Origin of the sequence: Mesorhizobium sp. CAU 1741 (assembly GCF_039839275.1) — a bacterium.
Classification (GTDB): Bacteria; Pseudomonadota; Alphaproteobacteria; order Rhizobiales; family Rhizobiaceae; genus Aerobium.
The window spans coordinates 30,603-55,417 of sequence record NZ_JBDOQP010000004.1; the positions used below are offsets into that span (position 1 = coordinate 30,603).

Below are 24,815 nucleotides of genomic sequence, written 5' to 3' on the forward strand. Positions count from 1 at the left end.
CCCCTCACAATGCTTCCCGATTCTGTCAGCTCAGTCGCGTGCCCACGTCGACGGCGCCGTCCACCTGTTGAGTGGTCCACCATGTCTCGAGCAGGGAGTCCGGCCAGTTGATGTGCAGTGACCGATCGAAGATCAGGAATACGAGCAGCGTGAGGCTGGCGGCCAGGGCCAGCGTCAGTCCCCACGATTCGCGCCGTTCCAGGCGCATGTAGGCGCAGACGAAGATCGGTATCGTGACATAGATTCCGACGACGGCGATCGCGGCGATGAAGAACACGATGTAGCCGAAGAACGTCAGCAGCCTCCAGGCGACAAGCCGTGGCTCGAGGTCCGAAAAGTCGGACGTGGAATCCATATGAACTTCGTCAGCGCCAGCGCCTTGATGCTGCGCATCGGCCGTGTGCTGCCGTGTCAGGATCAGCGCGAAGAAGCTGATCGCGCAGCATGTCAATGTGACAGAGCCGGCAAGAAGCGGCCCGATCTTCGCGCTCCAGTCCCAGGTGGAGGCCACCAAGACCATCGCACCAACTGTTGCGAACACGAGCAGGTAGAACAGGTCTGAAGAGGCGAAACGCGGCGCACCGATCGAGCCGATCGCGCCCTTCAGACCCCTTGACTGCCGGATACGGCGAACCAGCGGCACGATGAACAGCAGCACGCTCGTGAGCAGCAGCACGACGACAAGCGGTCGCTCCAGCCACTCGGCTCCATAACGGGAGTTCGAGATGAAGAGGTAGCGCTCCATCAGTCCGCCGAGCACGAAACCCAGGATGAGCGGCGGACGAGGCCAGCGCAGAAACTTCATGATGCAGCCGAGCACGACGAAAAAGAGCAGCGCGTAGAGATCGCCCCAGCTCTGCCGCGACTGATAGGCGCCGATGAACACGAAGACCAGAACCGCTGGAATGACGAGCGTGTATCGAAGCTGGGCAATCTTGGCGAGTTGCCCTGAAAACAGGATACAGATACCCGCGCCGAGAATGTTTGCCAGCGCCACTGACCAGATCATCACATAGGTGACGTCGAGGTTCTTGCTCAGCATATCCGGTCCAGGCACCAGCCCGTGGATCAGGAAGACGCTCAGCAGCACCGCCATGGATGCCGATCCGGGCACCCCGAAGGCGATCGTCGGCACCAGCGCGCCGGCGGTAAGTGCATTGTTGGCCGATTCCGGCGCGATGACGCCGCGAACGTCGCCTTTGCCGAATGTCTTTTCGGCGCCCTTGATGGTCTGCAGGGCCCAGCCATAGGCGATCCAGTCGACGACGGCCGAGCCGAGGCCGGGAATGGCGCCGACCGCCGCGCCGATGCCACCACCGCGCACCGCCAGCCACCAGTGTGTGCAGGCATCCCGGATACCCTGCATCGTGCCCTTCTTGGTATCGTATCCGCTGCTGGCGATGGAGGCGCGGCGCACGGCGAGATCGGCAAGTTCGGGGATCGCGAACAGGCCGAGCACGATCGGTACGATCGGCAGGCCATCCCACAGATACAGCGTATCGAAAGTGTAGCGCAGTGTGCCCGTCTGCGGGTCGGAACCGATCATCGACAGCATGACCCCGATGCCGGCTGCGACCAGCCCGCGCATGGGGGACGTCCCCGAAAGAACAGCGACCATGGCAAGGCCAAAGACCGCGAATCCGAATAGCTCTGGAGAGGCGATGAAGCGCATCACCGGCCTCAGGATGGGTATAGTCAGGGCGAGGATCGCGGCGCCGACCAGCCCGCCGATGAGGGAGGCGGTAAACGCCGCGCTCAGCGCGCGGCCGGCCTCGCCCTTCTTGGCCATCGGGTTTCCGTCCATGACCGTTGCCTGCGCGCCGGCCGTACCTGGCACCCCGAAGAGAACCGCGGGGATCGTGTCGCTGGTTCCAACCACCGCCGACATGCCCAGCAGCACGGCGAATGCCGCATAGGGATCCATCGTGAAGGTGTAGGGCAGCAGCAGTGCCATGCCGACGAGGCCGCCGATGCCGGGAATGATGCCAAGTACCAGTCCCATTAAGACGCCGAGCCCGAGCATGAGCAGGCGGAACGGGTCAGCCAGGGTGTGAAGCGCATCGGCCGCAGCGCCGAGGATGCTGACTTCCATTGTCTAGATTCCTTGCATCATCGAAATGTCGAAAGGATGCTTTGGCGCTCGAGCAACAAGCACGCCGGATCGGCGGGAGCGGGGCATCGGATGGATGCCCCGCTCGTCATCAAGCGAAGCCGGTTCTATTCCAGCGCTTCGGCCAGCTTCTTGACCAGTTCCGGCGACGTCGCGTACGCCTCCTGGTACACCTTCTTCATCTCATCGCCCGTGAGCGGGGAGATTTCCAGCTTGGCGCTTTCGGCTTCCTTGAGGAAGTCCGGATCCTCCATCGTGTCCATGAACGCCTGCTGCAGCGCGTCGAGGCGGTCTTCCGGGATACCTGGAGGCGCCATGAACGGGCGGCCCATGATCTGCGGCGACAGGACGAGGTTCAGCATCTGCTTCTGATCCTGGGTCTCCGCGATGTCGACGATCACCGGCACCTCGGGGATGTCGGGGTGGCCTGCCACGGCATTCTGCACCAGAACCAGCAGGTCGCCGCTCTCGATTTCAGCCGTGTAGGTCGCCTTGACGCTGGTCCACGACCAGCCACAGCGTCCGTCTACCTCGCCATTTTCGATCGCCATGTTGACGTCGTTTCCGCCTGGATAACCCTTCACCAGCTTGAACTTCGTGCCCATGACGGCATTGAGAAGCTTGACGTGCTGCTCGGATTCGGTGCCCGCGCCAAAGCCGCCGACCACGAGTTCCTTGTCCATCAGGTCGGAAAACTGGGTGACGCCGGCCGATGCCTTGGCGATGCAGACCGACACTTCCTGGTTGGCACTGCCGACATAGTTCAGGTCATCCGAGTTCTCGAACTGCGGACCGGGATTGCCGAACAACGGGTCGAGCGGCACGCCGCGCGCAATCGTTCCGAACACGGTGCCGTCCTTCGGCGCGACGCCATAAAGCCAGTTTGCGAGCGCGACGCTGCCGGCTCCCGTCATGTTCTTGACGATGACGTCTGGATTGCCGGGAATGTGCTTGCCGATATGGTTGGCAAGAAGCCGGGCATAGATGTCGTAGCCGCCGCCGGCGGAGAAACCGACATAGATTTCCACGGTCTTGCCTTCGTAGAAATCACTGATTTCGTCCGCCGAGGCGGGGCTTGCCGAAAACGCTGCCAATACGCCCAGCACCGCGCCGGCCATCGCGCCGCGAGTCGAGGTCTTGCCGTAGTGAGTATGGTTCATGTCTTCCTCCCGTTCAGTGTTTTGCCCTAAGTGGCGGGCCACCCTAAGAATTGCGAAAGCGATTTTCCCATCACCTGCTCGAGGTCCTTCCCGGACAGGAAATCGAGTTCTTCAGTGAACATCGTCACCGCCTGGCGGTATGAACAGCCAGCTGGAAGGCGCGAGAAATCGGTGCCCCAGAAGCAGCGTTCGACGCCGAAACCCTCGATGATTCGGCGCAGCGGTTCGTGGAGGTTTCTGTAGGGGTATGGCTCCGACGAATAGCAGGGCAGCGCCGAGACCTTCACCGAGACATTCGGGAACTTCGCGAGCGCCAGCAGCCGGTCGGCTGCGGCAAGCGCCCTGTCGTCCATGGTTTCGCGCGCGAATCCCATATGGTCGATGACGATGCGCAGGCCGGGGTGGCATTCGGCGATCTCGGCAAGCTTAACCAACCCGTCCGGTGCGTGCACCATCGCCGGCAGGCCGAGACGTTCGAGTTCGGGCCAGATCCAGTCGGCGGCGCCGTTGGTCAGCATCGGACCATCATTGTCGCGATGGAAGGTAAGGCGAACGCCGAGCATCCCCCGCTGTTGCGGGAACTGCGCCAGCAGCTCCGGAGCCTCAGGCTGGTCGATCAGCAGCCTGCCCATCACCGCGAACCGGTCTGGATAGTCCCTTGCAGCTTCAAGGCAGAGGTCGTTGCGTCCCCCTTCCAGCGATGGCGGCACCAGGATCGCAGCGTCCACGCCGGCCTCGTCCATGAGGCCGATGAGCATTTCGGCGGAAAGCGGCACCGGCAGATGCGCGCGCTTCTCCATCCCCTTGGCCCACGGCCTTTCGGGGGTATTTTCGGCCCAGATATGCACTTGCGCGTCGAGAATCATTCGGCGTCCTCGGAAACCACGTTGTTAGAGAGCGTGCCGATGCCGGAGATCGAGATGTCGACCCGGTCTCCCGGCACGAGATTGCGCGGCAGTTCATCGGTGCCAAGCCAGACGACGTCTCCCGGCGAAAGGGTGTTGGTCTCGGAAATCGCGCTGATCACCTCGCCGGCGTCGAACAGCATGTTGCCGGTGTCGAATTCATGCGCGACTTCGCCATTGATACGAACCGTCGTTGTCATATGAGACGGGTGGATACCCGTGGCGATGTACGGGCCCATCGGTTTGAAACTGTCGGCGTTCTTGCCGCGCAGATTGGTGGGATCGTTCTTCTGCCAGTCGCGCTCGGTGACATCGTTGCCGATCGTCCAGCCAAAGATGAAATCCCACGCCTCCTGGGGGGAGACACGGCGCGCCGTGCGCCCGATCACCGCCACCAACTCGCCCTCGTACTGAAAGGAAGGTCCTGAGCCGCGTGGCTTGACGATGTCGGCCCCCGTCGGCACCAGCGCACTGTTGGCGCGGTAGCCGACACGCGGCCGATCATAGAATTTGGGCGGCGTGCCACGCACTTTCGACCGTTCGACGACATGGTTCGAATAATTCGAGCCGATCGCATAAAAGGTCCCCGGCATAACCGGCACCAGCATCGAAACGTCCCCAAGGGGAAAGCGATCGTCGGTCTCGGAGTATTTTTCGAAGGGCGATCCGTCAACGCGGACGACATATTCGTCATCGACGATCCCGAAATGGGAAGCGCCATTGATCGCAAATCGACACCATAGGGTCATGCCGACTGTTTCCTCCCTCGTCTGCACTGGGTCGCATGATCAGCCCGGGGCAGCAGGCTTGGCAAATGGGAGTTTTGGTTCATGCCGATGAACAACTTGCATCCCTCTTGCCATTCGCTGCGTATGATGCACGTGCTTCATGGGCGCCGTGGCGCAAGCGGCGCACCGATAAGTAGGAGCGTGCATGAGGATCGACTTTCTGGGCATCCAGGCATTTGCGGCGATTGCCGAACGCGGCAGCTTTCGCCTGGCCGCGGCCCATCTGAATCTTTCGCAGACCGCGCTCAGCCACCGGATACGCAAACTGGAGGCCGATCTCGGCGCAAAGCTGTTTTCACGCGCGGCCCATGGCGTTTCTCTCACGCCGGTCGGCGCGCAGTTCCTGCAGCGGGTCAAGGGCTCTCTCGAAGACTTTTCCGATGCGGTGGAATCGCTGCGCAAGAGCGGGGAAGAAAAGACCAAGCAGATATCGATTGGCTGCCTGCCGTCGATCACGCCGAGCCTGATGGAGAGCGTGCTGCCCGCGTTTCATGCCCGTCATCCCGACGTCTACGTCCGGATTTGCGACAACGAAGTCCAGGAACTGGACAATCTGGTCACCCACGGAACCATCGAGTTCGCCGTCAGCCTGGCAATGGCCTACCGCAGCGACTTCGACGTCACCGTGCTGGGACGTGAGAATTTCGTGCTGATCTGCCCGCGTGGCACGCAACTTCCCCAGGACAATGTTGGGTGGGACAATCTCCACGAACTGCCGATGATCCGTATCAACAGCCGCAGCGACAACCGCCAGATCATCGATGACGCGCTGGCAGGGCGCCGGGATACGATCAACTGGCGTTACGAGGTGCGCCGGGTGCATACTGCGATCGCCTTGGTGGAAGCCGGCCTCGCATGTGCGGCTGTTCCTTCCCTGGCGCTGGACACGAGAAGCACGTCTCGCCTGCAGGTCGTGCAATTGCGCAATCCCTCCGTCGCCCGCCAGATCTGCACCATCTCCAAGAAGGACGAGCCGATGTCGCCTCTGGCAGCCGAACTCTATCGCCTCACCGCCAGGAGCCTTGGTGACCAGTTGACGTCCTCGTCGCGCCGTCGCGAGCGAACCGGCGCGTGATCCGCATTGGGGCGATCAGACGTCGCGTGAGAATTCCTTCACGACGGCATCGGTATTCTGGCCAAGCGCCGGCACGGCTCCCAATCGCGCCGGCGTGCCGTCGACAAGCGCACCTGGGGCCAGCATCCTCACGGGCCCCACTGGCGTGTCGACCTCCACGAAGCGGTTTTGTGGGTGGGCAGCAAGATCGTCCATGGACGAAATCCTGCCGTAGGCGATGCGTGCCTGTTCGAGACGCTTGGCGATCTCGTCCCGCGAAAGACCAGCAAGAGCCTCGCGGATGATCGCGTCAAGCCCGGGACGATTGGCGACCCGGAGGCTGTTGCTTCCAAAGCGCGGATCCCCGGCGAGCGCCGCCTGCCCGAGCACCTGAGCGCAGAATTGTGCCCACTCCCGCTCGTTCTGGATCGCCAGCAGGATTTCGCGGCCATCCTTGCCCGAATAGACGCCGTAGGGGGCGATCGTAGGGTGGTTAAGACCGCTGCGCACCGGTTCCTTGCCGCCATAGACATGCTGGAGATACGGCACGTTCATCCAATCGGCCAGCGCGTTGAAGAGCGATACGGCGATGTGTCGGCCCTCTCCTGTGCGCATTCGGCCGAGAAGCGCCTGGAGTACCGCCTGGTATGCGGTCATGCCCGCCGCGATATCGCACACCGAGACACCGACCCGCGCCATTCCCTCCGGTGTCCCCGTGATGGCCGACAGCCCGGTTTCCGCCTGCACCAAAAGGTCATAGGCCTTGAGGTCACGATAAGGTCCTTCTTCTCCGTAGCCCGAAATGGATACGGTGATCAGACGCGGATGCCGGGCGCGCAGATCGGCTGGCGAGAAACCGAGCCTGTCGATAGCTCCGGGCGCCAGGTTCTGCACGAACACGTCGCTGCGCGCGATCAAGTCGTCGAGGACGGCGCGCGCGGAGTCCTCGCGCAGGTCGAGACAGACCGACTCCTTGCCACGGTTGAGCCAGACAAAATAGGCGCTCTCGCCATTGACGAGACTGTCGTAGCCACGGGCGAAATCGCCTTCCGGCCGCTCGATCTTGATGACGCGCGCACCGGCATCCGCAAGGCGCGAGGACAAGTAAGGGGCGGCCACCGCCTGTTCGACGGAGACGACCATGATGCCCTCGAGATCCTTGCAGTCCATGCGGACTCCTCCATGCTTTTTCACTGGCTCATTTAAGGCGAGCCCTCCAGTCATGCAGTCAGGATCGACGAAACCCGCCGGCACTTCAATCGACCGATGCACGAAATCACCTGTCGTCGCGACAGGAATTCTGTATTTCTCATCACCGTCGTTGCGGCGACCGGCAGACAATGCCGGAGGTAGGAGGTTCGGCGCCTCCCCTTAGAGACAATGAAGGACGGGAGGAGAGGATGTCGATCACCATGACGCTCGCGGGGTTCGCGGCCGAAACGCAGGCGAAAGCCATTCCCGTGGAAGCGCGCCAGCGAGCCCTTGCGCTCACGAGCGACCTCGTCGGATCGATCGTCCGGGCAGCAGGCGAGTCCGAATCGACACCTTCGGTCCTTGCAATGCTGCGGCGCCTCGGCATGGATGGCGAAGGCGCGTGTACCGTCTTCGGCATGAACCGGCGTTATGGCGGCGCTGCCGCCGCGCTGCTCAACGGCATGCTCGGCCATTCGCTGGACTTCGACGACACCCATGCCGACAGTTCGCTTCACCCCAGCGCGCCAGTTGTCCCTGCAGCGCTCGCCGCCGCCGAGCTGAGCGACGCGTCGGGCGAAGATCTGCTCGCGGCCATCGTCGTCGGTTTCGAGGTCGCCTGCCGTCTCGGAATGGCGCTCGACCCGACCGCGCACTATGCGCGTGGCTTTCATCCTACCGCTACCGCCGGCAACTTCGGGGCTGCTGCGGCCGCTGGCCGCCTGTTCGGGCTCGACCGGCAAAAGATGGCGTCAGCCTTCGGGGTTGCCGCCAGCCAGGCTTCCGGATCGCTGCAGTTTCTGGAGAATGGCGCCTGGAACAAGCGCTACCAGGTCGGCGAAGCAGCGATGAAGGGCCTCATGGCCGCAACGCTTGCCGCGGAGGATTTCGTCGGTGCGGCGGAAGCGCTGGACGGCCGCCACGGTTTCCTGAAGGGCTACAGCGATGGTGCCAATCCCGAGCGCGCCGCGGCGGGACTGGGCGATGTCTGGGAAACAATGCGCATCGGCGTCAAGCCGTATCCCGCGTGCCGCTACACCCACGCAGCCGTCGACGGCATCCTTGAACTGCGGCAGCGCCACGGATTGCGCGCCGATACGGTCACGCGCGTATCCGTCGGCCTGCATCGCAACGGCATGGCTCTGGTCGGAGACCCCGCCGCCGCCAAGCGGCGGGCACGCAGCATCGTCGACGGGCAGTTCTCGATGCCCTTCGCGGCCTCGGTCGCTCTCCTGAAAGGCGGATTTGGCTGGGACGACTACGACCTGCTCGGTCGTCCCGAGGTCGATGCGCTGTCGGACAAGGTCGACACCTGGCGCGACGAGAGCCTCGAAGGGCTTGCGCACCCCTTTGGCGCCAGCCTGGTGGTCGAAGCATCCGGCCTGCGCCACGAACTGCGTATCGCGGACCCGTCCGGTGAGCCTGGCACCTTTCCCGACGACGACGCACGCGCCGCCAAGTTCGATGCGCTTGCAGGCCCGGTGCTCAATCGTGACGCGGCCACGCTTCGGCAGCGCCTGGTCAAGCTCGCAGATGCGCCATCAGTGCGTGCCCATCTCGCCATGTCCTGACAGAAGACCGGAGTATCCCGTGATCGACATAGCCGACCCCAAGGAATCTTATCTGGACATCAGGGAAGGCGTGCGTTCGCTCTGCGCTGATTTTCCCGCCGAATATCACCGCAAGGTAGACGAAGCCCGGGCCTATCCGGAAGAATTCGTCGATGCCCTGACCAGGGCTGGATGGATGGCGGCGCTGATACCCGAAGACTATGGCGGTTCAGGGCTCGGGCTTGCGGAGGCGTCTGTGATCATGGAGGAGATCAACCGCGCGGGCGGCAATTCGGGTGCCTGCCACGGCCAGATGTACAATATGAACACGCTGATCCGGCACGGATCGGAGGAGCAGCGCCGGGCCTACCTGCCGAAGATCGCCGCCGGCGAACTGCGCCTTCAGTCGATGGGCGTTACTGAACCCACGACGGGCACCGATACCACAAACCTGAAGACCACCGCCGTGCGCAAAGGCGACCGCTACGTGGTCAATGGCCAGAAGGTCTGGATCAGCCGTGTCCAGCATTCCGACCTGATGATCCTGCTCGCGCGAACCACTCCCGTCGACGAGGTAGCCAAGCGCTCCCAGGGCCTGTCGATCTTCCTCGTCGATGTGCACGAGGCGATGAAAAAGGGAATGACGGTCAAGCCGATCCTTAACATGGTCAACCACGAGACCAATGAACTGTTCTTCGACGATCTGGAGATTCCCGCCGAGAACCTGATCGGGGAGGAAGGACAGGGGTTCAAGTACATCCTGACCGGCCTCAATGCCGAGCGCGCCCTGATCGCCGCCGAATGCATCGGCGACGGATACTGGTTCACGGACCGCATCGTGGAATACACCAAGACCCGCATGGTGTTCGGTCGTCCCATCGGCCAGAACCAGGGTGTGCAGTTCCCCATCGCAGAGGCATATATCGAAGTCGAGGCCGCCAACCTGATGCGCTGGCAGGCATGCCGCAAGTTCGATGCCGGCCTGCCCTGCGGCGCGGAAGCGAACATGGCCAAATACCTCGCGGCCAAGGCGAGTTGGGAGGCGGCCAATGCATGCCTGCAGTTCCATGGTGGATTCGGCTTCGCCTGCGAATACGACGTCGAGCGCAAGTTCCGGGAGACGCGCCTCTACCAGGTTGCACCAATCTCGACCAACCTGATCCTCAGCTATGTCGCCGAGCACATACTGGGCCTGCCGCGCTCCTACTGAGAGGTCGAGACATGCACACAGAGCTCGATGTGGATCATCTCAAGAGCTGGATCGGGCGTGCGCAAACGCGAACGGATACGATAACCCCGCGACTGGCCAGCAGCCTGGCAGCCATCCTCGACGACACGGAAGCGCTCGCGGGAGGCGATCCGGCCCCGGCCGGGATCCATTGGTGCCTGGCGCCCGACATCGCACCTATGTCCGGCTTGGGAACGGATGGTCACCCGGCACGCGGTGGTTTCCTGCCGCCGGTGCCACTGGCACGGCGGATGTGGGCCGGCGGCAAGCTGCATTACCATGATGTCTTTCGGGTCGGGGATCTGGTCGAACGGCGCTCAACGGTTTCCAACGTCGACGTGAAGGCCGGGCGCAGCGGCACGCTGTGTTTCGTGACAGTCACCCACGAGTACCACGTCGGAACCAGGCTCATTCTCGGTGAGCAACACGATATCGTCTTTCGCGAAATCGCACCCGCCCTCGCCCCGCAACCGCCTTCGCGGACGACGCCCGGCGATATGCGACGCGAAGTCGAGGCTGATCCCGTGCTGCTTACACGCTACTCGGCGGTGACGTTCAACGGCCACCGCATTCATTACGACCGCGACTATACCCGGGAGCACGAGCTTTATCCCGGATTGCTGGTCCACGGTCCGCTGCAGGCGACCTACATGCTGCGCCAGGCGCAAGAGATATTCGGCGGAAAGCTGCCTTCCACCTTCGTTTTTCGGGGACGCACGCCGCTTTATGACGGCCAGACCATAAGCATCAACGCCAGCCATGGCGCCGATGGTGCGCTGTCACTGTGGGTGGCGGCGGAAAACGGTGTCGTCACGATGGACGGCACCGCCACCGCACCAGAGTAAGCGCGCCCTCAGGCTTCGCGATCGATTGTGATTTCGCCGATGCGTGCCTGGATTTCCGGCAGGGCAAGCACGCGTTGCGCCAGGTCGTGCGGCATCGTCAGCGTGGTCCGCCCCGCTGCATCGTCGGAAGGAGCCGAGAGGCTCGCGATCATGCCGCCGGCAATCGTATTGTTGGTCTGCGGGCTCACGAGAATGAAAGCGCCCGTGTCGCGGCAGTCGGCGAAACGGTCAAAGACGACGTCCTCGTCGAAGCGCAGGCGCAGGCGGCCGATCGAATTGACCGGCAGCGTCCTGGCATTGGACCACCGACCCGTAGACAGGTCGTATATGTGGTTGACGGCGATGCGCGCCCGCAGGTGGCGACCCGCCGCCTTGAGCCAGACCCGCGCGCCGTCGCTCAACCCCTCGGATTGCAGCGTCACAACCGTCGCCTCGAACGACTTGCCGAGCAATGGCTCCGCCCCATGCGTCGCGAGGATATCGCCGCGCGCGGCGTCGACCGGACGATCGAAGACGAGAGTGACAGCATCGCCGGAGGTCGCGGTCGCGATGTCGCCATCAAAGGTGACGATGCGCGACACGCCAACGGTCTCGCCGGATCGGGCGACGATCAGCCGATCTCCGACCGTGACGGTTCCAGCGGCAATCGTTCCCTGATAGCCGCGAAAGCTCTCGCCGGGACGCGACACACGCTGGATCGGCATACGGAACGCCAGCGTCGATGCCTCGCCCGCCTCGTCCGCCTCTTCGAGCGCCTGCACGAGCGTCGGGCCGCGGTACCATGCCATCGTGCCGGGCGCTTTCGCCACGACGTTCTCGCCCTTGAGCGCGGAAACCGGGATCGCGGTGATGCGCATATCGCCCAGCAATGCCGCAAAGTTGCGAAACTCGCGCTCGATTCGCTCGAACACGGTGGGGTCGTAGCCGACAAGATCGATCTTGTTGACGGCCAATATGACCTGCCTGATGCCCATCAGATGGACGATCGCGGCATGACGGCGTGTTTGCTCTAGCAGTCCCGCACGCGCATCGATCAACAGCACCGCCAGATCGGCGGTCGATGCCCCGGTCGCCATGTTGCGCGTGTATTGCGCATGACCCGGCGTGTCGGCGACGATGAACGCTCGCCGGCAGGTCTGGAAATAACGATACGCGACGTCGATGGTGATGCCCTGCTCCTGCTCGGCACGAAGGCCATCGAGCAGCAATCCGAAATCGGGCAGAGAGAGATCGTTCTGGCGCGAGCCTTTGGCAACGAGCGCGGCGCGATGGTCTTCGGCGAGCGACTTGGTGTCCCAAAGCAGCCGGCCGATCAGCGTCGACTTGCCATCGTCCACGCTGCCGCAGACCAGGAAACGCAGCCTGCGTCCGGACCGCTCCAGGTGCGCGCCTCCGGCTCCGGCCGGGCGGATGTCGAGGTCGAGCGCCATCAGAAATAACCCTCGAGCTTCTTCTTTTCCATAGATCCGACCTCGTCGCGGTCGATAGCCCGCCCCTGGCGCTCCGACACTGTCGCCGTGGTGATCTCGTCGATGATGTCGTCGATCGTCGTCGCCTGCGAGCGTATGCCGCCCGACAGTGCAAAACATCCAAGCGTGCGGAAGCGGATCATGTCTTCCTGCCGAACCTCGCCCGGCAGAAGCTCCAGCCGCGGGTCTTCCGCCAGAATGATCATGCCGTCGCGCTGCACGAATGGGCGACGCCTGGCGAAATAGAGATCGACGATCGGAATGTCTTCGGCGCGGATGTAGTGCCAGATATCGAGTTCGGTCCAGTTGGAGAGCGGAAACACACGCACGCTTTCGCCCTTGGCGATGCGGCCATTGTAGAGGTTCCAGAGTTCCGGGCGCTGGTTGCGCGCATCCCAGCGATGATCCGCCGTCCGGAAGGAGAAGATGCGCTCCTTCGATCGCGAAGCATCCTCGTCGCGCCGGGCGCCGCCAAACGCGGCATCGTAGCGGCCGGCATCGAGCGCCTGGCGCAGCGCCTCAGTCTTCATGATGTCGGTGAAGTAGGACGAGCCGTGCACGAACGGACTGAGCTTCTCCGCGGCTCCGCGAGGATTGGTGTGCACACGCAGATCGAGGGACAACTGCCGCGCGGTCCGGTCGCGGAAGTCGATCATCTGGGAAAACTTCCAGCCGGTGTCGACATGGAGCAGCGGGAACGGCACCGGCTCCGGATGGAACGCCTTGCGCGCAACGTGCAGCAACACCGAGGAATCCTTGCCGACGGAGTACAACATCACCGGGTTTTCGAACTCGGCCGCCACCTCGCGGAAGATGTGTATCGCCTCGTTCTCCAACGCCTTGAGATGCGGCGACAGACGCGGCCCGGGTTGTTCTTCGGTGGCGATGATGCGTGCGGCGGCTGTCATGAGATGGCTAGCTTGCTCTTTGGACGATCGGGGATGTGGTCGCGGAAGACTTGACGTGAAGGCCGCATTCGCGGGTCTGGTCCTGCTCCCACCACCAGCGGCCAGCTCGTTCCGGCTCGCCGGGCTTGATGGCACGGGTGCACGGTTCACAGCCGATCGACGGATAGCCACGTGCATGAAGCGGATTGAGCGGCACCGAGTGGGTTTCCGCGTAGGCGGCGATTTCCTCCAGGGACAGGTCGGCCAGCGGATTGACCTTGAGGAGCCCGCGCTCGCTGTCATACTCCGCCAGCGGGGTCTGTGCACGCGCGCCCGACTGGCCCCTTCTGACGCCAGTCAACCAGACGGCGGCACCGGCCAGCGCCCTGCCAAGCGGCTGAAGCTTGCGGACATCGCAGCAGGCATGGCGGGCCTCGATGCTGTCGTAGAAGCCGTCGCGTCCGTAGCGTTCGACATAGCCCGCAACGGCATCGCGCTCGGGGCGGAAACGCTCGATCCGGAGCCCGTACCGCGTTTCGGTTTCATCGATCAGTTCGGCGGTCTCGCGAAACAACCGGCCGGTGTCGAGCGTGACGATGTCTATCAAAGCACCGGATCGGGCGATGGCCGCGGTGACGACCTGGTCCTCGATGCCGAGGCTCGTGGTGAAGACCTTGCGGCCACCAAGACGGCCAACGATCTGCAGCCGATCTTCGAGATCGCGATTGCTCAGGTGAAGGGCGACCTGCGCCGCTTGTGCCGTGGGGTCCAACATGAGCCGAAGCATGCCCCGGCACCCATCGCGCGGACAGAAACGCAGCTCTCAATTTCGCCAAGCGGGGAGCAAAAAGCCCCATCATCGGCGCTCATGGCGAAAACGGATCAGCTCCTGAACGAAGTGGTGGCTTTGTCGCTGCCGGGTGCGCTCCCTCTTGACTCGATGGCGCTTGTATCTAATACTGATACGGTGTTTTTATATGCAAAACACTGTGGAGGAGAATCATGAGATTAAAACTTGCGGCCCTGGCCGCGGCAGTATCATTGCTTGCGGTGTCGCAGGCTGCGGCGCAGGAAGTCGTGCTGAAGTTCGGCCACGCGGCTGCGTCAAACCACCTGTTCAATGACGGGCTCGAAATGTTTGCGGAGGCCGTCGACGAGAAGACCGGCGGTCGCGTCAAGATCGAGATCTTCGGCGACCGGCAGCTTGGCGACGACAAGCAGCTTCTGGAAGGTGTCCAGCTCGGCACGGTGGATGGTGCATTGGTGTCCGTGCCGACCATGCCGCTCGTCGGCGCCGGCGCATTCGATGCGCTGCAGATACCTTTCGTGGTCGGAACCTACGAGGAGATGAGTGCCGCGCTGACCTCGCCTGTGGGCCAGCAACTGCTCGATAGCCTTGCCAGCCTGAACATCAAGGGACTGGGTTACTACGAGGCCGGGCAGCGTCATTTCCTGTCGCGCACCCGTGCGGTCGAGAATGTCGACGACTTCGCCGGCCTCAAGACCCGGATCGTGCCGACGCCGCTTCACAGGGCGACCTGGGAAGCAGTGGGCACCAATCCTATCGGAATGGCCTATGGTGAAATCTACTCGGGCCTCGAGACGGGGACGATCGACGCTGTCGAGATCAACCTGTCTTCCGCGCAGTCCGAGAGCTACTACCAGGCAGCCAAATACGCCACGTTGACGGGCCACTATTTCTGGCCGGGCGTGCTTATGATGGGGAGCGCGCGCTTCGACGCCCTGCCAGACGACATCAAGACGGCACTGGTCGAGGCCGGCGCCGAAACGATCGTGGCCCACTACGAGTTGGCCGCGTCACAGGAAGCCGAGACCGCTGATTTCCTGAAACAGAACGGTGTAACCATCACCGAGCTTCAGGACCTCGACGCGATGCGGGAGAAGGTCAAACCCGTGGTCGACGAATGGGTCGCCAAGGATCCCTTGATCCAGGCCTTCGTCGACCAGGTCGAATCCGCCAGACAATGATCTGCGGGGGCTGGGCCGGATCGTGTGATCCGGCCGGCCCACCTTTCCACACGAACGTGTTCCATGGCGCGTGGCATGCCGCGGCCACTGGACGCGCGCGCCCGGAGAATGCCGGATGAGCACACTCAAGACAGCCTACCAACACATCGTCGGCAATGCCCTGGTGGCCATACTGACCGCTCTGCTGCTTTTGATGGGCACGCAGATCGTGCTGCGCTATTTCTTCTCGTCTTCGCTGATCTGGGCGGAGGAAATCTGCCGTTACCTGCTGATCTGGGCCTCCTTCCTGGCAGTCACGCTCGCTTATGAGCGCGGCGAGATCGCCAGCGTGACGATCCTGCGCGATGCGCTCTCGCGCACGGGCGGTTTGCTGCTTTCCATCCTCGCCAATCTCGCCGGCATCGCCCTTCTGGTCACGCTGGTCTACTACGGGCTGGTCTACGCCCAGCGATTGGGGTCCCCGCCAATTCCGGGACTGCAGTTCCTCATCGGCGACGTGATGGGGCCGGGCTGGGCAGCGCCCTCCATGTTCTGGGTCTACATCTCGCTCCCCTTTGGGCTCGCGATCTTCGCCGTGCGGCTCGCGGTCGACATCGTTCACTATGTCGGCCTGATCTTGAGCGGCGGCCACGCGGGCGACCTGCGCGCCATACACGATCAGGGAGACATCCGTTGATCACCTATCTCCTGCTTTTCCTGGTCGCGCTGGCGATCGGCATGCCGATCGCGCTCGGTCTTGGCATCGCCTCTCTCGGGTATCTGCTGATTGAAGGTCACAGCCATCTGCTGGTCGCTTTTCCGCAGCGCATGATCGCGGGCATTGACAGCTTCCTGCTGCTGACCATCCCGTTCTTCATCCTCGCCGGCAACCTGATGAACGCCGCCAACCTGACCGCCCAGATCGTCAGATGCGCGCAGCTTCTGGTCGGGCGGGTGCGCGGCGGCCTTGCCGTCGTCAACGTCGTTGCAAGCCAGCTTTTCTCCGGCATCAGCGGCGCGGCCACGTCCGAGGCATCCGCCATCGGCAGCCTGATGATCCCCGCAATGAAGAAGGATGGCTACAAGCCTGCCTATGCCGCCGCGCTGACGGCGACGGGCTCGCTGCTTGGTCCGCTGATCCCGCCATCGCTGCCGTTGATCCTGTACGGTGTTCTCACCGGTACATCGATCGGCGACCTCTTCCTCGCAGGCATCCTGCCGGCATTCCTGCTCGCCTCGCTGCTGATCGTCTACGCGCTGTGGAAAGCGAAGGTCGAGGATCATCCGGTTCCGCCGTTGATGCCGAAAGAAGAGCGGGGCGGCGTGGTGATTGCCGCGATACCGGCGATCCTGTTGCCGCTGATCATCGTTGTCGGCATCCGCTCGGGCGTATTCACCCCGACTGAAGCCGCCGCCGTCGCATGTTTCTATGCGCTGGCGCTGGGATTGTTCTTCTACCGTTCATTGTCGCTCGCAGCGCTTCGCCGCTGCCTGTTCGAAACGGCGACGATGTCGGCCGGCGTGATGATGGTCGTCGCCATGGCCAGCATGACGGCCTTCGTGCTCGGCATCGAGAGCATCCCGGCCCAGGTAGCGTCGGGAATCCTTTCGCTGACCGACTCACCTTTGATGATCATCCTGCTGCTGAACGTGATCCTGCTGATCCTCGGGCTGTTCCTCGAACCGCTGGCGGCGATGATCCTCGTCATGCCGGTTCTTTCGGCGCTGGGTCCGACGATCGGCATGGACCCGGTACAACTCGGGGTCATGGTCGTGCTCAATCTGATGATCGGCATGATCACTCCGCCCGTGGGACTGGTCTTGTTCATCGTCAGCGCCATTGCGCGTTCCCCTCTGGAAAGCGTATCGCGGGCGGCCCTGCCGCTGATCGGCCTGTGCGTTATCGTGCTCGGCCTGGTCGCGACGGTACCGCAGCTCTCGCTGTTCCTGCCCGGCCTCTTCCACTGAGCGAGAACCCCATGGTCGAACTCGACAAATCAGCCAACCAGTCGACCCAGATGGCATTCCTCATCATGGAGACGATGGCGGAGATCGGCGAGCCGGTCGCGCTTTCGGATCTGGCGCGCAGGCTGGAAATCCCCAAGCCGCGGACGTTCCGGTTCCTCAAGACGCTGCTTGCGATGGGCTACGTCCAGCAGGACGAGGAGACGGAGCGCTACCGCCTGTCGCTGAAGCTTTTCCATCTCGGCCAGTCGATCGCCGACCGAACCGGTCTGCTGAGCGAGGCACGGCCGCTGATGGTCAAGCTGCGGGACGCCGTCAAGCTGACGACGACGTTGTCGATCATCGAGACGCAGGGCACGCGCGTCATCGACATCGTGCGCGTGGAGTCGCCGGTCGAGATCGTAACAAGGCCCGGCTCCGTGCTCGATTTCCACGCCTCGGCACAAGGCAAGCTGGTGCTCGCCTTTGGCGACCAGAAGGCGTGGAAGATCGTGCGCGACGGGCCGCGCAAGCGATGGACCGGCGCGACGATTACCGATCTCGACGAATTGTCCCGGCTTGTGGAGCTCGCCCATCAGCGCGGCTGGGCCGACGCGCCGGGCGAATACCTGCACGGCGTAAGCGCGCTTTCGGCTCCGATCTTCGACGTGACCAACCGCATGATCGCCACCGTCACGCTGGCGGGACCGCTGGCCGACATCGGCGTCCCTCCCAAGCAACATCTCATTGAGGCCGTTACCGCCACCGCGAAGGCCATTTCAAGCAATCTCGGTTCCACGGAGTTTTCCAGATGACACGTTATTCGCTCGCCGTAGACATCGGCGGCACCTTCACCGACGCCGTGCTGCTGGCCGATGACGGCCGCGCCTTCGTCGACAAGACGCTCACCACCCATGGCGATCTGCTCGAGGGCTTCTTCCGGGGCGTCGATCTCGTCATGGGCCGGGCGGGCATCGAGCCCGCCCATGTCAACGACGTCGTCGTGCACGCGACGACCGTGGTGACCAACGCGCTCATCGAACGCAAGGGGCCACCCGTCGCGCTCATCCTGACCAAGGGCTTTTCCGACATCCTCTACATCCGCGAAGAACATCGCTACGACATGTACGATCCGCAGATCGAGTTCGCCGAGCCGCTGATCCCGCGCGAGCGCACTTTCGTGATCGATGAGCGCATCTATGCCGACGGCAGCGTCGCCGTCGAGGCGGACGAAGCGGAGATCGAGGCGATCGTCGACAGATGTGTCGAGATGGGCATCGAATCCGTTGCGGTAAGCCTGCTGAACTCGTATCGCAACGGCGCCAACGAACAGACGGTGGCGGCCGTCTTCGCCCGCAAGGCGCCCAATATCTACGTTTCACTGTCGAGCGAGATCGCGCCGCAGATGCGCGAATATCTGCGCACCTCGACCGTCGCCATCAACGCCTACACCGTACCGATCACCCGGCCCTACCTGACCGCCCTTATCGAGCAGCTCGGACAACGCGGCTTTGCCCAGCAGCCATTGATCATGCTCTCGAACGGCGGCGTTATCGCCGCCGAGAGAGCGGGTCGGCTGCCGGTGCGGATGATCGAATCGGGGCCTGCGGCCGGCGCACTCGTGGCGTGCTATTTCTCGCGCGTCTTCGGCCTCAAGGACCTGATCTCCTTCGATATGGGCGGCACCACGGCCAAGGCCTGCATGATCCAGAACCACGAACCGCTGGTCACCGGCACGTTCGAGGTCGACCGCCGCTACCGCTTCAAGCCGGGCAGCGGCATGCCGATCACCGTGCCGTCGATCGACATGATCGAGATCGGCGCAGGCGGCGGCTCGATTGCCTGGATCGATGATCTCGGCCTGCTGAAGACGGGACCCGAGAGCGCCGGCTCCATCCCTGGCCCCGTCTGCTATGGCCGCGGCGGCACACAACCCTGCGTCACCGATGCCGACGTCGTGCTCGGTATCATCGATCCCGACCGCTTCCTCGGCGGTGACATGAAGCTCGACGCTGACGCTGCCGGTACGGCGCTAGAGGAGCTCGGAGCAAAGATCGGCCTGAGCCGCGAGCAGGCTGCCTGGGGCGTGTTCGAGATCGTCTGCGAGCAGATGGCCGCCGCCGCACGCACGCACGCCACCGACCGTGGCATCGACTATCGTGGCCTGCCGATGCTCGCTTTCGGCGGCGCCGGGCCGGTCCACGCCTGCATGGTCGCCGACCTGATCGAAAGCACGCAGGTGATCTATCCGCCGCTCGCCAGTGTCCTGTCGGCGTTCGGAACGCTCGTTACGCCGACGCAGATCGACCTCGTCAAGAGCCAGCTATCCGGTGTCAACACGCTCGACTGGGATGCGGCGCGAGACGTGGTCACTTCGATGACGGACGATGGAACAGCGGCTCTCGTGGAGGCCGGCATCGCCAGGGACGATGTCAACTTCACCTTCGGCGCCGATCTGCGCTACCTCGGCCAGCAATCGGAAATGCGCATCGAGGTGCCGTTCGATCCGCGAACTCAACAGGACGCCGACGCGATGCGCGAGATTTTCGAGCGTGAATACGTCAACCTCTACGGCCTCAAGCTCGATGCCATGGCCATCGAGCTGGTCAACTGGCATGTGACGGCGCGGGGCGCTACGCCGGAGCGTTCCGCAACGTTGCCCCAGACCGAGAAGGCCGTCAGCGCGAGGGATCGGCGCACCGTTCACCTTCGCGGCAAGCCCGTGGACGTCGCGGTTCGCCACCGCACCCAGCTCGCGGTTGGTGACGTCATCCAGGGGCCAGTCATCATCGAAGAGCGCGAAACGACCGCGTTCATCCTTCCAGGGTGGACAGTCGAGCTGCACGAGAACGGCAGCCTCGTCGCCAACAAGCAGATCGGAGCATGAACATGGACGGCGTGGAACTTCAGATCCTGTGGAGCAACCTGATCGGGATCGTCAGCGAGCAGGCACGTGCCCTACAGCGCATCGCCTTCAGCCCCATCGTCCGCGAGGCCGGCGATCTCGCCAACGGCCTGTTTGATCGTCGGGCACGCATGGTCGCACAGGCGGTGACCGGCACGCCCGGCCATATCAATTCGCTGGCAGCAGCGGCCGGCAATCTGCTTGCCCATGTCGACGTTAACGAGTTGAAGCCGGGGGACGTGCTGATCACCAACGATCCGTGGATGTCGGCCGGCCACTTCTTCGACATCACGATCCTTTCGCCGATTTTTCGTGGCGACAAGCTGATCGGCTATGCCGGGTCGACCATCCACCACACCGACATCGGCGGCTACGGCATCGGTTCCGGCGCCCGCGACATCCACGAGGAAGGGCTGTGGATTCCGGTGCTCAAGCTCTATGAGGCAGGCGTCCCCAACAAGACGCTGTTCGAGATCGTCAAGCGCAACGTGCGCACGCCCGATGCGCTGCTGGGTGACCTCGGCGCTCAGGTTTCGAGCGGCATGATCGCCGCCCAGCGACTGAACGCGCTGTGCGACCGCTACGGGCTGGACGACATCGAGGCTCTCTCGGACGAGATCATCGACAGGTCGGAGCAGGCGACACGCGATTCCATCCGCGAACTTCCAGGTGGGACATATCACGGCTCGTCGCGCTTCGACGTGCCCGGCGGGGACATCATCGAACTCAAGACGGCCGTCACCATCGATCCCGACAAGGGAGAGATCACGATCGATTTCGCCGGCTCCTCCCCGCAAAGCCGCATGGGCATCAACGTCGTGCCGGCCTATACCCACGCCTATTCGACATTCGCGGTGCGCTCTACGCTCAATCCCGACCTGCCGAATAATGCCGGCAGCCTCGCACCGATCAAGCTCGTGCTGCCCGACGATTGCGTTGTCAATGCGCGCTACCCCTCGCCGGTGAATGCGCGGCATGTGGTCGGCATGTATGTCTCCTTTCCTATCCTCAAGGCACTTGCACAAGTCGCACCCGACCGCGTCGTGGCCGAGGGATCGGGGGCGGTATGGACCATCCAGATCCAGGGCAAGGATAGCCAGGGCCGGCCGTTCACCAGTTCGATGTTCAACTATTCCGGCGGCATGGGCGCACGGGCGAACAAGCCCGGCCTGTCGGCGATCTGCTATCCGACCGGCGTCTCGGCGGTGCCTGTGGAGGTGCTCGAGGCATCCTATCCAATCGTCTTCACATGCAAGGAGCTCGAGCACGGAACCGGCGGCGCGGGGCGGCAGCGCGGGGGCGACGGCCAGCGTATTGGCTATCGCATGCTGACCAACTCGCGCTGGCTGCTGAACACTGTTCCCAGCAGGCTGACGGCCGGTCCCGAGGGACTGGACGGTGCCGAGCCCGGCGCGGCGGGCCGTTTCGAGATCAACGGCAAGCCGATCAGCGCCGCCGGAAAAATGGAGATGAATCCCGGCGACGAAGTCTTCATGGTAACACCCGGAGGCGGCGGATTCGGGGCCGTATAGCGGGGAGGACCGACATGAACATCGCCGACTGGCTAGATAGCTCCGCGCGGCTGACACCGGACGCTCCGGCGCTGATGCGCGGGGTGGAGGTGGTGGCGGACTATGCCGAGTTCGCGCGCCGCGCGGCTGCCCTGGGCGCGGGCCTGGCCGCGCGCTACGCGATTGCCCCGGGCGACCGCGTGGCGATTTTCATGAAGAACCGCACCGAATATCTGGAGACGCTCTACGCCGTCTTGTGGATCGGCGCGGCCATCGTGCCCATCAACGCCAAGCTCCACCCGAAGGAAGCCGCCGTCATACTGGAGGATTCGGCGGCCTCGCTTGTGGTTGCCAGCGAGGCTGATGGCGCCGCGCTTCGCGAGATCGTGCCGGCCCTCAACTGCCTTGTCCCGGCTGGAACCGCATGGCACGAGTTGATCGCATCGAACGGTTCCCCGACGCCCCTGAAGCGTGCCGACGATGATCTGGCCTGGCTGTTCTACACCTCCGGCACCACGGGAAAGCCAAAGGGTGTGATGCTTTCTCACGGCAACCTCGTCGCGGCCTCGCTGTGCTACCCCGTCGATGTCGATCCGGTGGCTCAAGCGGACGCAGCCCTTTACGCCGCGCCGATGTCGCACGGTGCCGGCCTCTACAATTTCATCCACGTCAGAAAGGCCGCGCGCCACGTGGTGCCGTTGTCGGCAGGGTTCGAACCGGATGAAATCCTCGACCTGTCAAAGCAACTGCGCGAGGTATCCTTCTTCGCCGCACCGACGATGGTTCGCCGCCTTGTCGAACGCTGCCGCGCCAGCGGCGAGACGGGCGACGGGATCAAGACGATCGTCTATGGCGGCGGGCACATGTATCTATCAGACATTGAGGAGGCCGTGGCGGTGATGGGCGATCGCTTCGTCCAGATCTACGGCCAGGGCGAAAGCCCGATGACGATCACCGCCCTGGATCGCCGCGAAGTGACCGATCGACAAAGCACCCGCTGGCGCGAAAGACTGCAGTCGGTCGGACGCGCCCAGAGCTGCGTCGAGCTGCGTGTCACCGATGCGGACGGTACCCCTCTTCCCACCGGTGAGACCGGAGAAATACTCGTCGGCGGACCACAGGTCATGAAAGGCTACTGGCGCAACCCAAAGGCGACCGCCGATACGCTGCGCGACGGTTGGCTGTGGACCGGCGATCTCGGGCGCCTTGACGAGGATGGCTTCCTCACTCTCACCGACAGGTCGAAGGATGTTGTCATCTCGGGCGGCACCAACATCTACCCGCGCGAGGTCGAGACGGTTCTGCTCGCGCACCCCGCGGTAGTCGAGGCGTCTGTCGTCGGGCGTCCTGATCCCGAATGGGGCGAAGTGCCGGTCGCATTTCTTGTTCTGGCCGACGGCGTGGAACTGGATGCGGCGGCGCTCGATCGGCACTGCAATGAGCACATGGCTCGCTTCAAGCGTCCCAAAGCCTACCATGTGCTTCCGGACCTGCCGAAGAACAATTATGGCAAGATCGTCAAGACGGAGCTGCGCGCCCGCCTCGCCGATCCGGGCTGATCAGCCGCTCAGTCGTCGAAATCATCCTTCTGGTGATCGACAATGTGCCGGTAGTCGTCCCGGATCGGGCAGAATATGTCGAGGTTGATCACCGTCTCGTCGCTGATCGGGATACCGCCATGCGGGACGTTTGGAGGAACGCGCAACACCTCGCCGGCGCCCATCTCGAACGTCTCGTCACCGACCGTCCAGCGCATCCGGCCGGCCAGGATCAGCGCGATCTGTTCGAAGGGATGGCTGTGCATGCCGAGCGTCATGCCCTTTTCGAGCCAATTCATCACAAGCAGCACGTCCTCGCCACGGAATCCGGCGCGACTGACATGCTCACGAACCTGGAAATTCGGCAGGTCCTCCCACTTGACCGGCATCCTGAATGGCTGGGTTTTTGGCATGGCGGATTCCTCATGGACATGGGTCGATTCACACTGCGTTTGCACGCGCCTCTGACTACCAGCAAACGGTCTCGAGTTCATGCCTTATGTCGGTCATTTTGAGCGCGGGAAGCATTGGTCTCAGACCTCGATTTCCGGTGTCTTGCCCGAGACAAGGTAGGCGACCACGCGCGCCGTGCCGCAGGCCTGCGTCCAGCCATTGGAGCCATGCCCAACATTGAGATAGAGGTTGCGGCAGCCCGCCTGCCCCAGTCTCGCCGGTCCGTCCGGCGTCATCGGGCGAAATCCGCACCAGAATTGCGCCTGCTGGTAATTCGCGGCGCCGGGAAAGAGCGTCTCGACGCGGCTGCGCAGCGCACGCTTCGCCCCCTCCGGGATCCGCGCATCGAACCCGGCGAGTTCCGCGACGCCGGCTGCGCGCAACCGCGAGCCGAGCCGAGTCACCATCACCTTCGAGTGCTCGTCCATCACCGAAGAGCGAGGCGCGGCACCGTCCTCGCTTATGTCGCATGTCATCGAGTAGCCCTTGACCGGATAGACCGGCACGTCGATGCCGAGCGGCCGCAGCAATTGCGGGGCATACGGACCGGTCGCGACCACGAACGCGTCAGCCGGGATCGGGCCGGCACTGGTATCCACGTGCGTGATCCGGTCGCCGTCCCTAACAAACGCGCGGGCGACCGTATCGAAATGCATGGTGCAGCCGGCATCGCGCAGGAGCGACGTCAGAGACTGGCAGAACAAGTGACAGTCGCCAGTCTCGTCTTCCAACAGATGCAGGCCGCCAACGAGTGGAGCATGAGCACGTGCCAGGCCCGGCTCGACTTCCCGAACACCGTCGCCGTCGACCAGCCTATGCGGAATGCCGAGTTCGCTCAGTACCCGCGCCGACCGGCGCCCGCCCTCCATCTCTTCCTCGGTGGCGAAGACCTGCAGCACGCCGTTGGACGCATTGTCATAGGTGATGCCGGTCTCTTCGCGCAGCGCCACCAGCGAAGCCTTGCTGTAATGCGCCATGCGCTGCATGCGCGCCTTGTTCCTTGCGAACGCCTCGGGCGTGCAGTTTTTCACGAACGCGGCCAGCCATCGCCATTGGGCGAGATCGGCGCGCGGGCGCCATTTCAACGGAGCCTGGCTCTTGAACAGCCATTTGAAGGCCTTGAACGGCATGCCCGGGGCGGCCCACGGCCCTGCAAAGCCCGGGCAGACACCACCCGCATTGCCGAAACTGGTCTCGAGCGCCGGGCCGGACCGGCGCTCGATCAGCGTGACCTCATGACCCAGTTTCGTCAGATACCACGCGGTGGTGACACCCACCACGCCAGCGCCGAGCACCGCCACCCGCATTG

The 24,815-nt window shown here is 63.5% G+C and carries 21 protein-coding genes; 11 read left to right on the top strand and 10 right to left on the bottom strand.

Features of this window, described 5'->3' with window-relative positions:
* Nucleotides 1-25: 25 nt before the first annotated feature.
* The 4 genes from AAFN84_RS16680 to AAFN84_RS16695 form a co-directional block, all read right to left on the bottom strand.
* Nucleotides 26-2,092 (bottom strand): tripartite tricarboxylate transporter permease, encoded by a 2,067-nt coding sequence (locus AAFN84_RS16680; protein WP_347515759.1) that lies wholly within the window; start codon nucleotides 2,090-2,092, stop codon nucleotides 26-28.
* A 125-nt stretch (nucleotides 2,093-2,217) separates the two neighbouring features.
* The gene (locus AAFN84_RS16685) at nucleotides 2,218-3,270 is read right to left on the bottom strand and encodes a tripartite tricarboxylate transporter substrate-binding protein (RefSeq protein ID WP_347515761.1); all 1,053 of its coding nucleotides are present in this window, start codon (nucleotides 3,268-3,270) and stop codon (nucleotides 2,218-2,220) included.
* A 26-nt stretch (nucleotides 3,271-3,296) separates the two neighbouring features.
* The gene (locus AAFN84_RS16690; RefSeq protein ID WP_347515762.1) at nucleotides 3,297-4,136 is read right to left on the bottom strand and encodes an amidohydrolase family protein; all 840 of its coding nucleotides are present in this window, start codon (nucleotides 4,134-4,136) and stop codon (nucleotides 3,297-3,299) included.
* Nucleotides 4,133-4,924, bottom strand: coding sequence for a fumarylacetoacetate hydrolase family protein (locus AAFN84_RS16695; RefSeq protein ID WP_347515763.1), 792 nt, complete (start codon nucleotides 4,922-4,924; stop codon nucleotides 4,133-4,135). The genes AAFN84_RS16690 and AAFN84_RS16695 overlap by 4 nt, the downstream gene beginning before the upstream one ends.
* Before the next feature lie 184 nt (nucleotides 4,925-5,108).
* Here AAFN84_RS16695 and AAFN84_RS16700 point away from each other — a divergent pair, with 184 nt between their 5' ends.
* The gene (locus AAFN84_RS16700; RefSeq protein ID WP_347515764.1) at nucleotides 5,109-6,038 is read left to right on the top strand and encodes a LysR substrate-binding domain-containing protein; all 930 of its coding nucleotides are present in this window, start codon (nucleotides 5,109-5,111) and stop codon (nucleotides 6,036-6,038) included.
* A gap of 15 nt (nucleotides 6,039-6,053) precedes the next feature.
* Here the strand turns inward: AAFN84_RS16700 and AAFN84_RS16705 are convergent, their stop codons facing one another.
* Nucleotides 6,054-7,187: a CaiB/BaiF CoA-transferase family protein gene (locus AAFN84_RS16705; protein ID WP_347515765.1), complete on the bottom strand. Its 1,134-nt coding sequence runs from the start codon at nucleotides 7,185-7,187 to the stop codon at nucleotides 6,054-6,056.
* A 230-nt stretch (nucleotides 7,188-7,417) separates the two neighbouring features.
* Between AAFN84_RS16705 and AAFN84_RS16710 the strand changes: the two genes are divergently transcribed.
* From AAFN84_RS16710 to AAFN84_RS16720, 3 genes are read left to right on the top strand one after another with little or no spacing between them, the layout of a single operon-like run.
* On the top strand, nucleotides 7,418-8,779 hold the full coding sequence (locus AAFN84_RS16710; RefSeq protein WP_347515766.1) for an MmgE/PrpD family protein: 1,362 nt from the start codon (nucleotides 7,418-7,420) through the stop codon (nucleotides 8,777-8,779).
* A gap of 28 nt (nucleotides 8,780-8,807) precedes the next feature.
* A complete protein-coding gene (locus tag AAFN84_RS16715; RefSeq protein WP_347516209.1) occupies nucleotides 8,808-9,968 on the top strand; it encodes an acyl-CoA dehydrogenase family protein in 1,161 nt (386 codons plus the stop codon).
* A gap of 11 nt (nucleotides 9,969-9,979) precedes the next feature.
* Complete coding sequence (locus AAFN84_RS16720) at nucleotides 9,980-10,831, top strand: MaoC family dehydratase N-terminal domain-containing protein (RefSeq protein WP_347515767.1); 852 nt, start codon at nucleotides 9,980-9,982, stop codon at nucleotides 10,829-10,831.
* Nucleotides 10,832-10,839: 8 nt separating this feature from the next.
* Here the strand turns inward: AAFN84_RS16720 and AAFN84_RS16725 are convergent, their stop codons facing one another.
* The 3 genes from AAFN84_RS16725 to AAFN84_RS16735 are packed head-to-tail and all read right to left on the bottom strand — an operon-like array spanning nucleotide 10,840 to nucleotide 13,974.
* On the bottom strand, nucleotides 10,840-12,261 hold the full coding sequence (locus tag AAFN84_RS16725) for a GTP-binding protein (RefSeq protein WP_347515768.1): 1,422 nt from the start codon (nucleotides 12,259-12,261) through the stop codon (nucleotides 10,840-10,842).
* Entirely contained in the window at nucleotides 12,261-13,208 is a 948-nt protein-coding gene (cysD, locus tag AAFN84_RS16730; protein ID WP_347515769.1) for a sulfate adenylyltransferase subunit CysD, read from the bottom strand. Before cysD ends, AAFN84_RS16725 begins: the two co-directional genes overlap by 1 nt.
* A gap of 7 nt (nucleotides 13,209-13,215) precedes the next feature.
* Nucleotides 13,216-13,974, bottom strand: coding sequence for a phosphoadenylyl-sulfate reductase (locus AAFN84_RS16735; protein ID WP_347515770.1), 759 nt, complete (start codon nucleotides 13,972-13,974; stop codon nucleotides 13,216-13,218).
* Between the two features lie 215 nt (nucleotides 13,975-14,189).
* On the opposite strand from AAFN84_RS16735, the gene AAFN84_RS16740 reads away from it, so the two are divergent.
* From AAFN84_RS16740 to AAFN84_RS16770, 7 genes are all read left to right on the top strand, one after another.
* Entirely contained in the window at nucleotides 14,190-15,176 is a 987-nt protein-coding gene (locus tag AAFN84_RS16740; protein ID WP_347515771.1) for a TRAP transporter substrate-binding protein, read from the top strand.
* A 115-nt stretch (nucleotides 15,177-15,291) separates the two neighbouring features.
* On the top strand, nucleotides 15,292-15,852 hold the full coding sequence (locus tag AAFN84_RS16745; protein ID WP_347515773.1) for a TRAP transporter small permease: 561 nt from the start codon (nucleotides 15,292-15,294) through the stop codon (nucleotides 15,850-15,852).
* Nucleotides 15,849-17,123: a TRAP transporter large permease gene (locus tag AAFN84_RS16750; protein ID WP_347515774.1), complete on the top strand. Its 1,275-nt coding sequence runs from the start codon at nucleotides 15,849-15,851 to the stop codon at nucleotides 17,121-17,123. The genes AAFN84_RS16745 and AAFN84_RS16750 overlap by 4 nt, the downstream gene beginning before the upstream one ends.
* 11 nt (nucleotides 17,124-17,134) lie before the next feature.
* The gene (locus AAFN84_RS16755; RefSeq protein ID WP_347515775.1) at nucleotides 17,135-17,914 is read left to right on the top strand and encodes an IclR family transcriptional regulator; all 780 of its coding nucleotides are present in this window, start codon (nucleotides 17,135-17,137) and stop codon (nucleotides 17,912-17,914) included.
* Entirely contained in the window at nucleotides 17,911-19,986 is a 2,076-nt protein-coding gene (locus AAFN84_RS16760; RefSeq protein ID WP_347515776.1) for a hydantoinase/oxoprolinase family protein, read from the top strand. Before AAFN84_RS16755 ends, AAFN84_RS16760 begins: the two co-directional genes overlap by 4 nt.
* On the top strand, nucleotides 19,983-21,536 hold the full coding sequence (locus AAFN84_RS16765; protein ID WP_347515777.1) for a hydantoinase B/oxoprolinase family protein: 1,554 nt from the start codon (nucleotides 19,983-19,985) through the stop codon (nucleotides 21,534-21,536). The genes AAFN84_RS16760 and AAFN84_RS16765 overlap by 4 nt, the downstream gene beginning before the upstream one ends.
* A 14-nt stretch (nucleotides 21,537-21,550) precedes the next feature.
* Nucleotides 21,551-23,074: an AMP-binding protein gene (locus tag AAFN84_RS16770; RefSeq protein WP_347515778.1), complete on the top strand. Its 1,524-nt coding sequence runs from the start codon at nucleotides 21,551-21,553 to the stop codon at nucleotides 23,072-23,074.
* Between the two features lie 8 nt (nucleotides 23,075-23,082).
* On the opposite strand, the gene AAFN84_RS16775 is transcribed toward AAFN84_RS16770, so the two are convergent.
* A complete protein-coding gene (locus AAFN84_RS16775) occupies nucleotides 23,083-23,466 on the bottom strand; it encodes a cupin domain-containing protein (protein WP_347515779.1) in 384 nt (127 codons plus the stop codon).
* A 120-nt stretch (nucleotides 23,467-23,586) separates the two neighbouring features.
* Nucleotides 23,587-24,813, bottom strand: a complete 1,227-nt coding sequence (locus tag AAFN84_RS16780) for a D-amino acid dehydrogenase (protein ID WP_347515780.1) — start codon at nucleotides 24,811-24,813, stop codon at nucleotides 23,587-23,589.
* Nucleotides 24,814-24,815 lie beyond the last annotated feature (2 nt).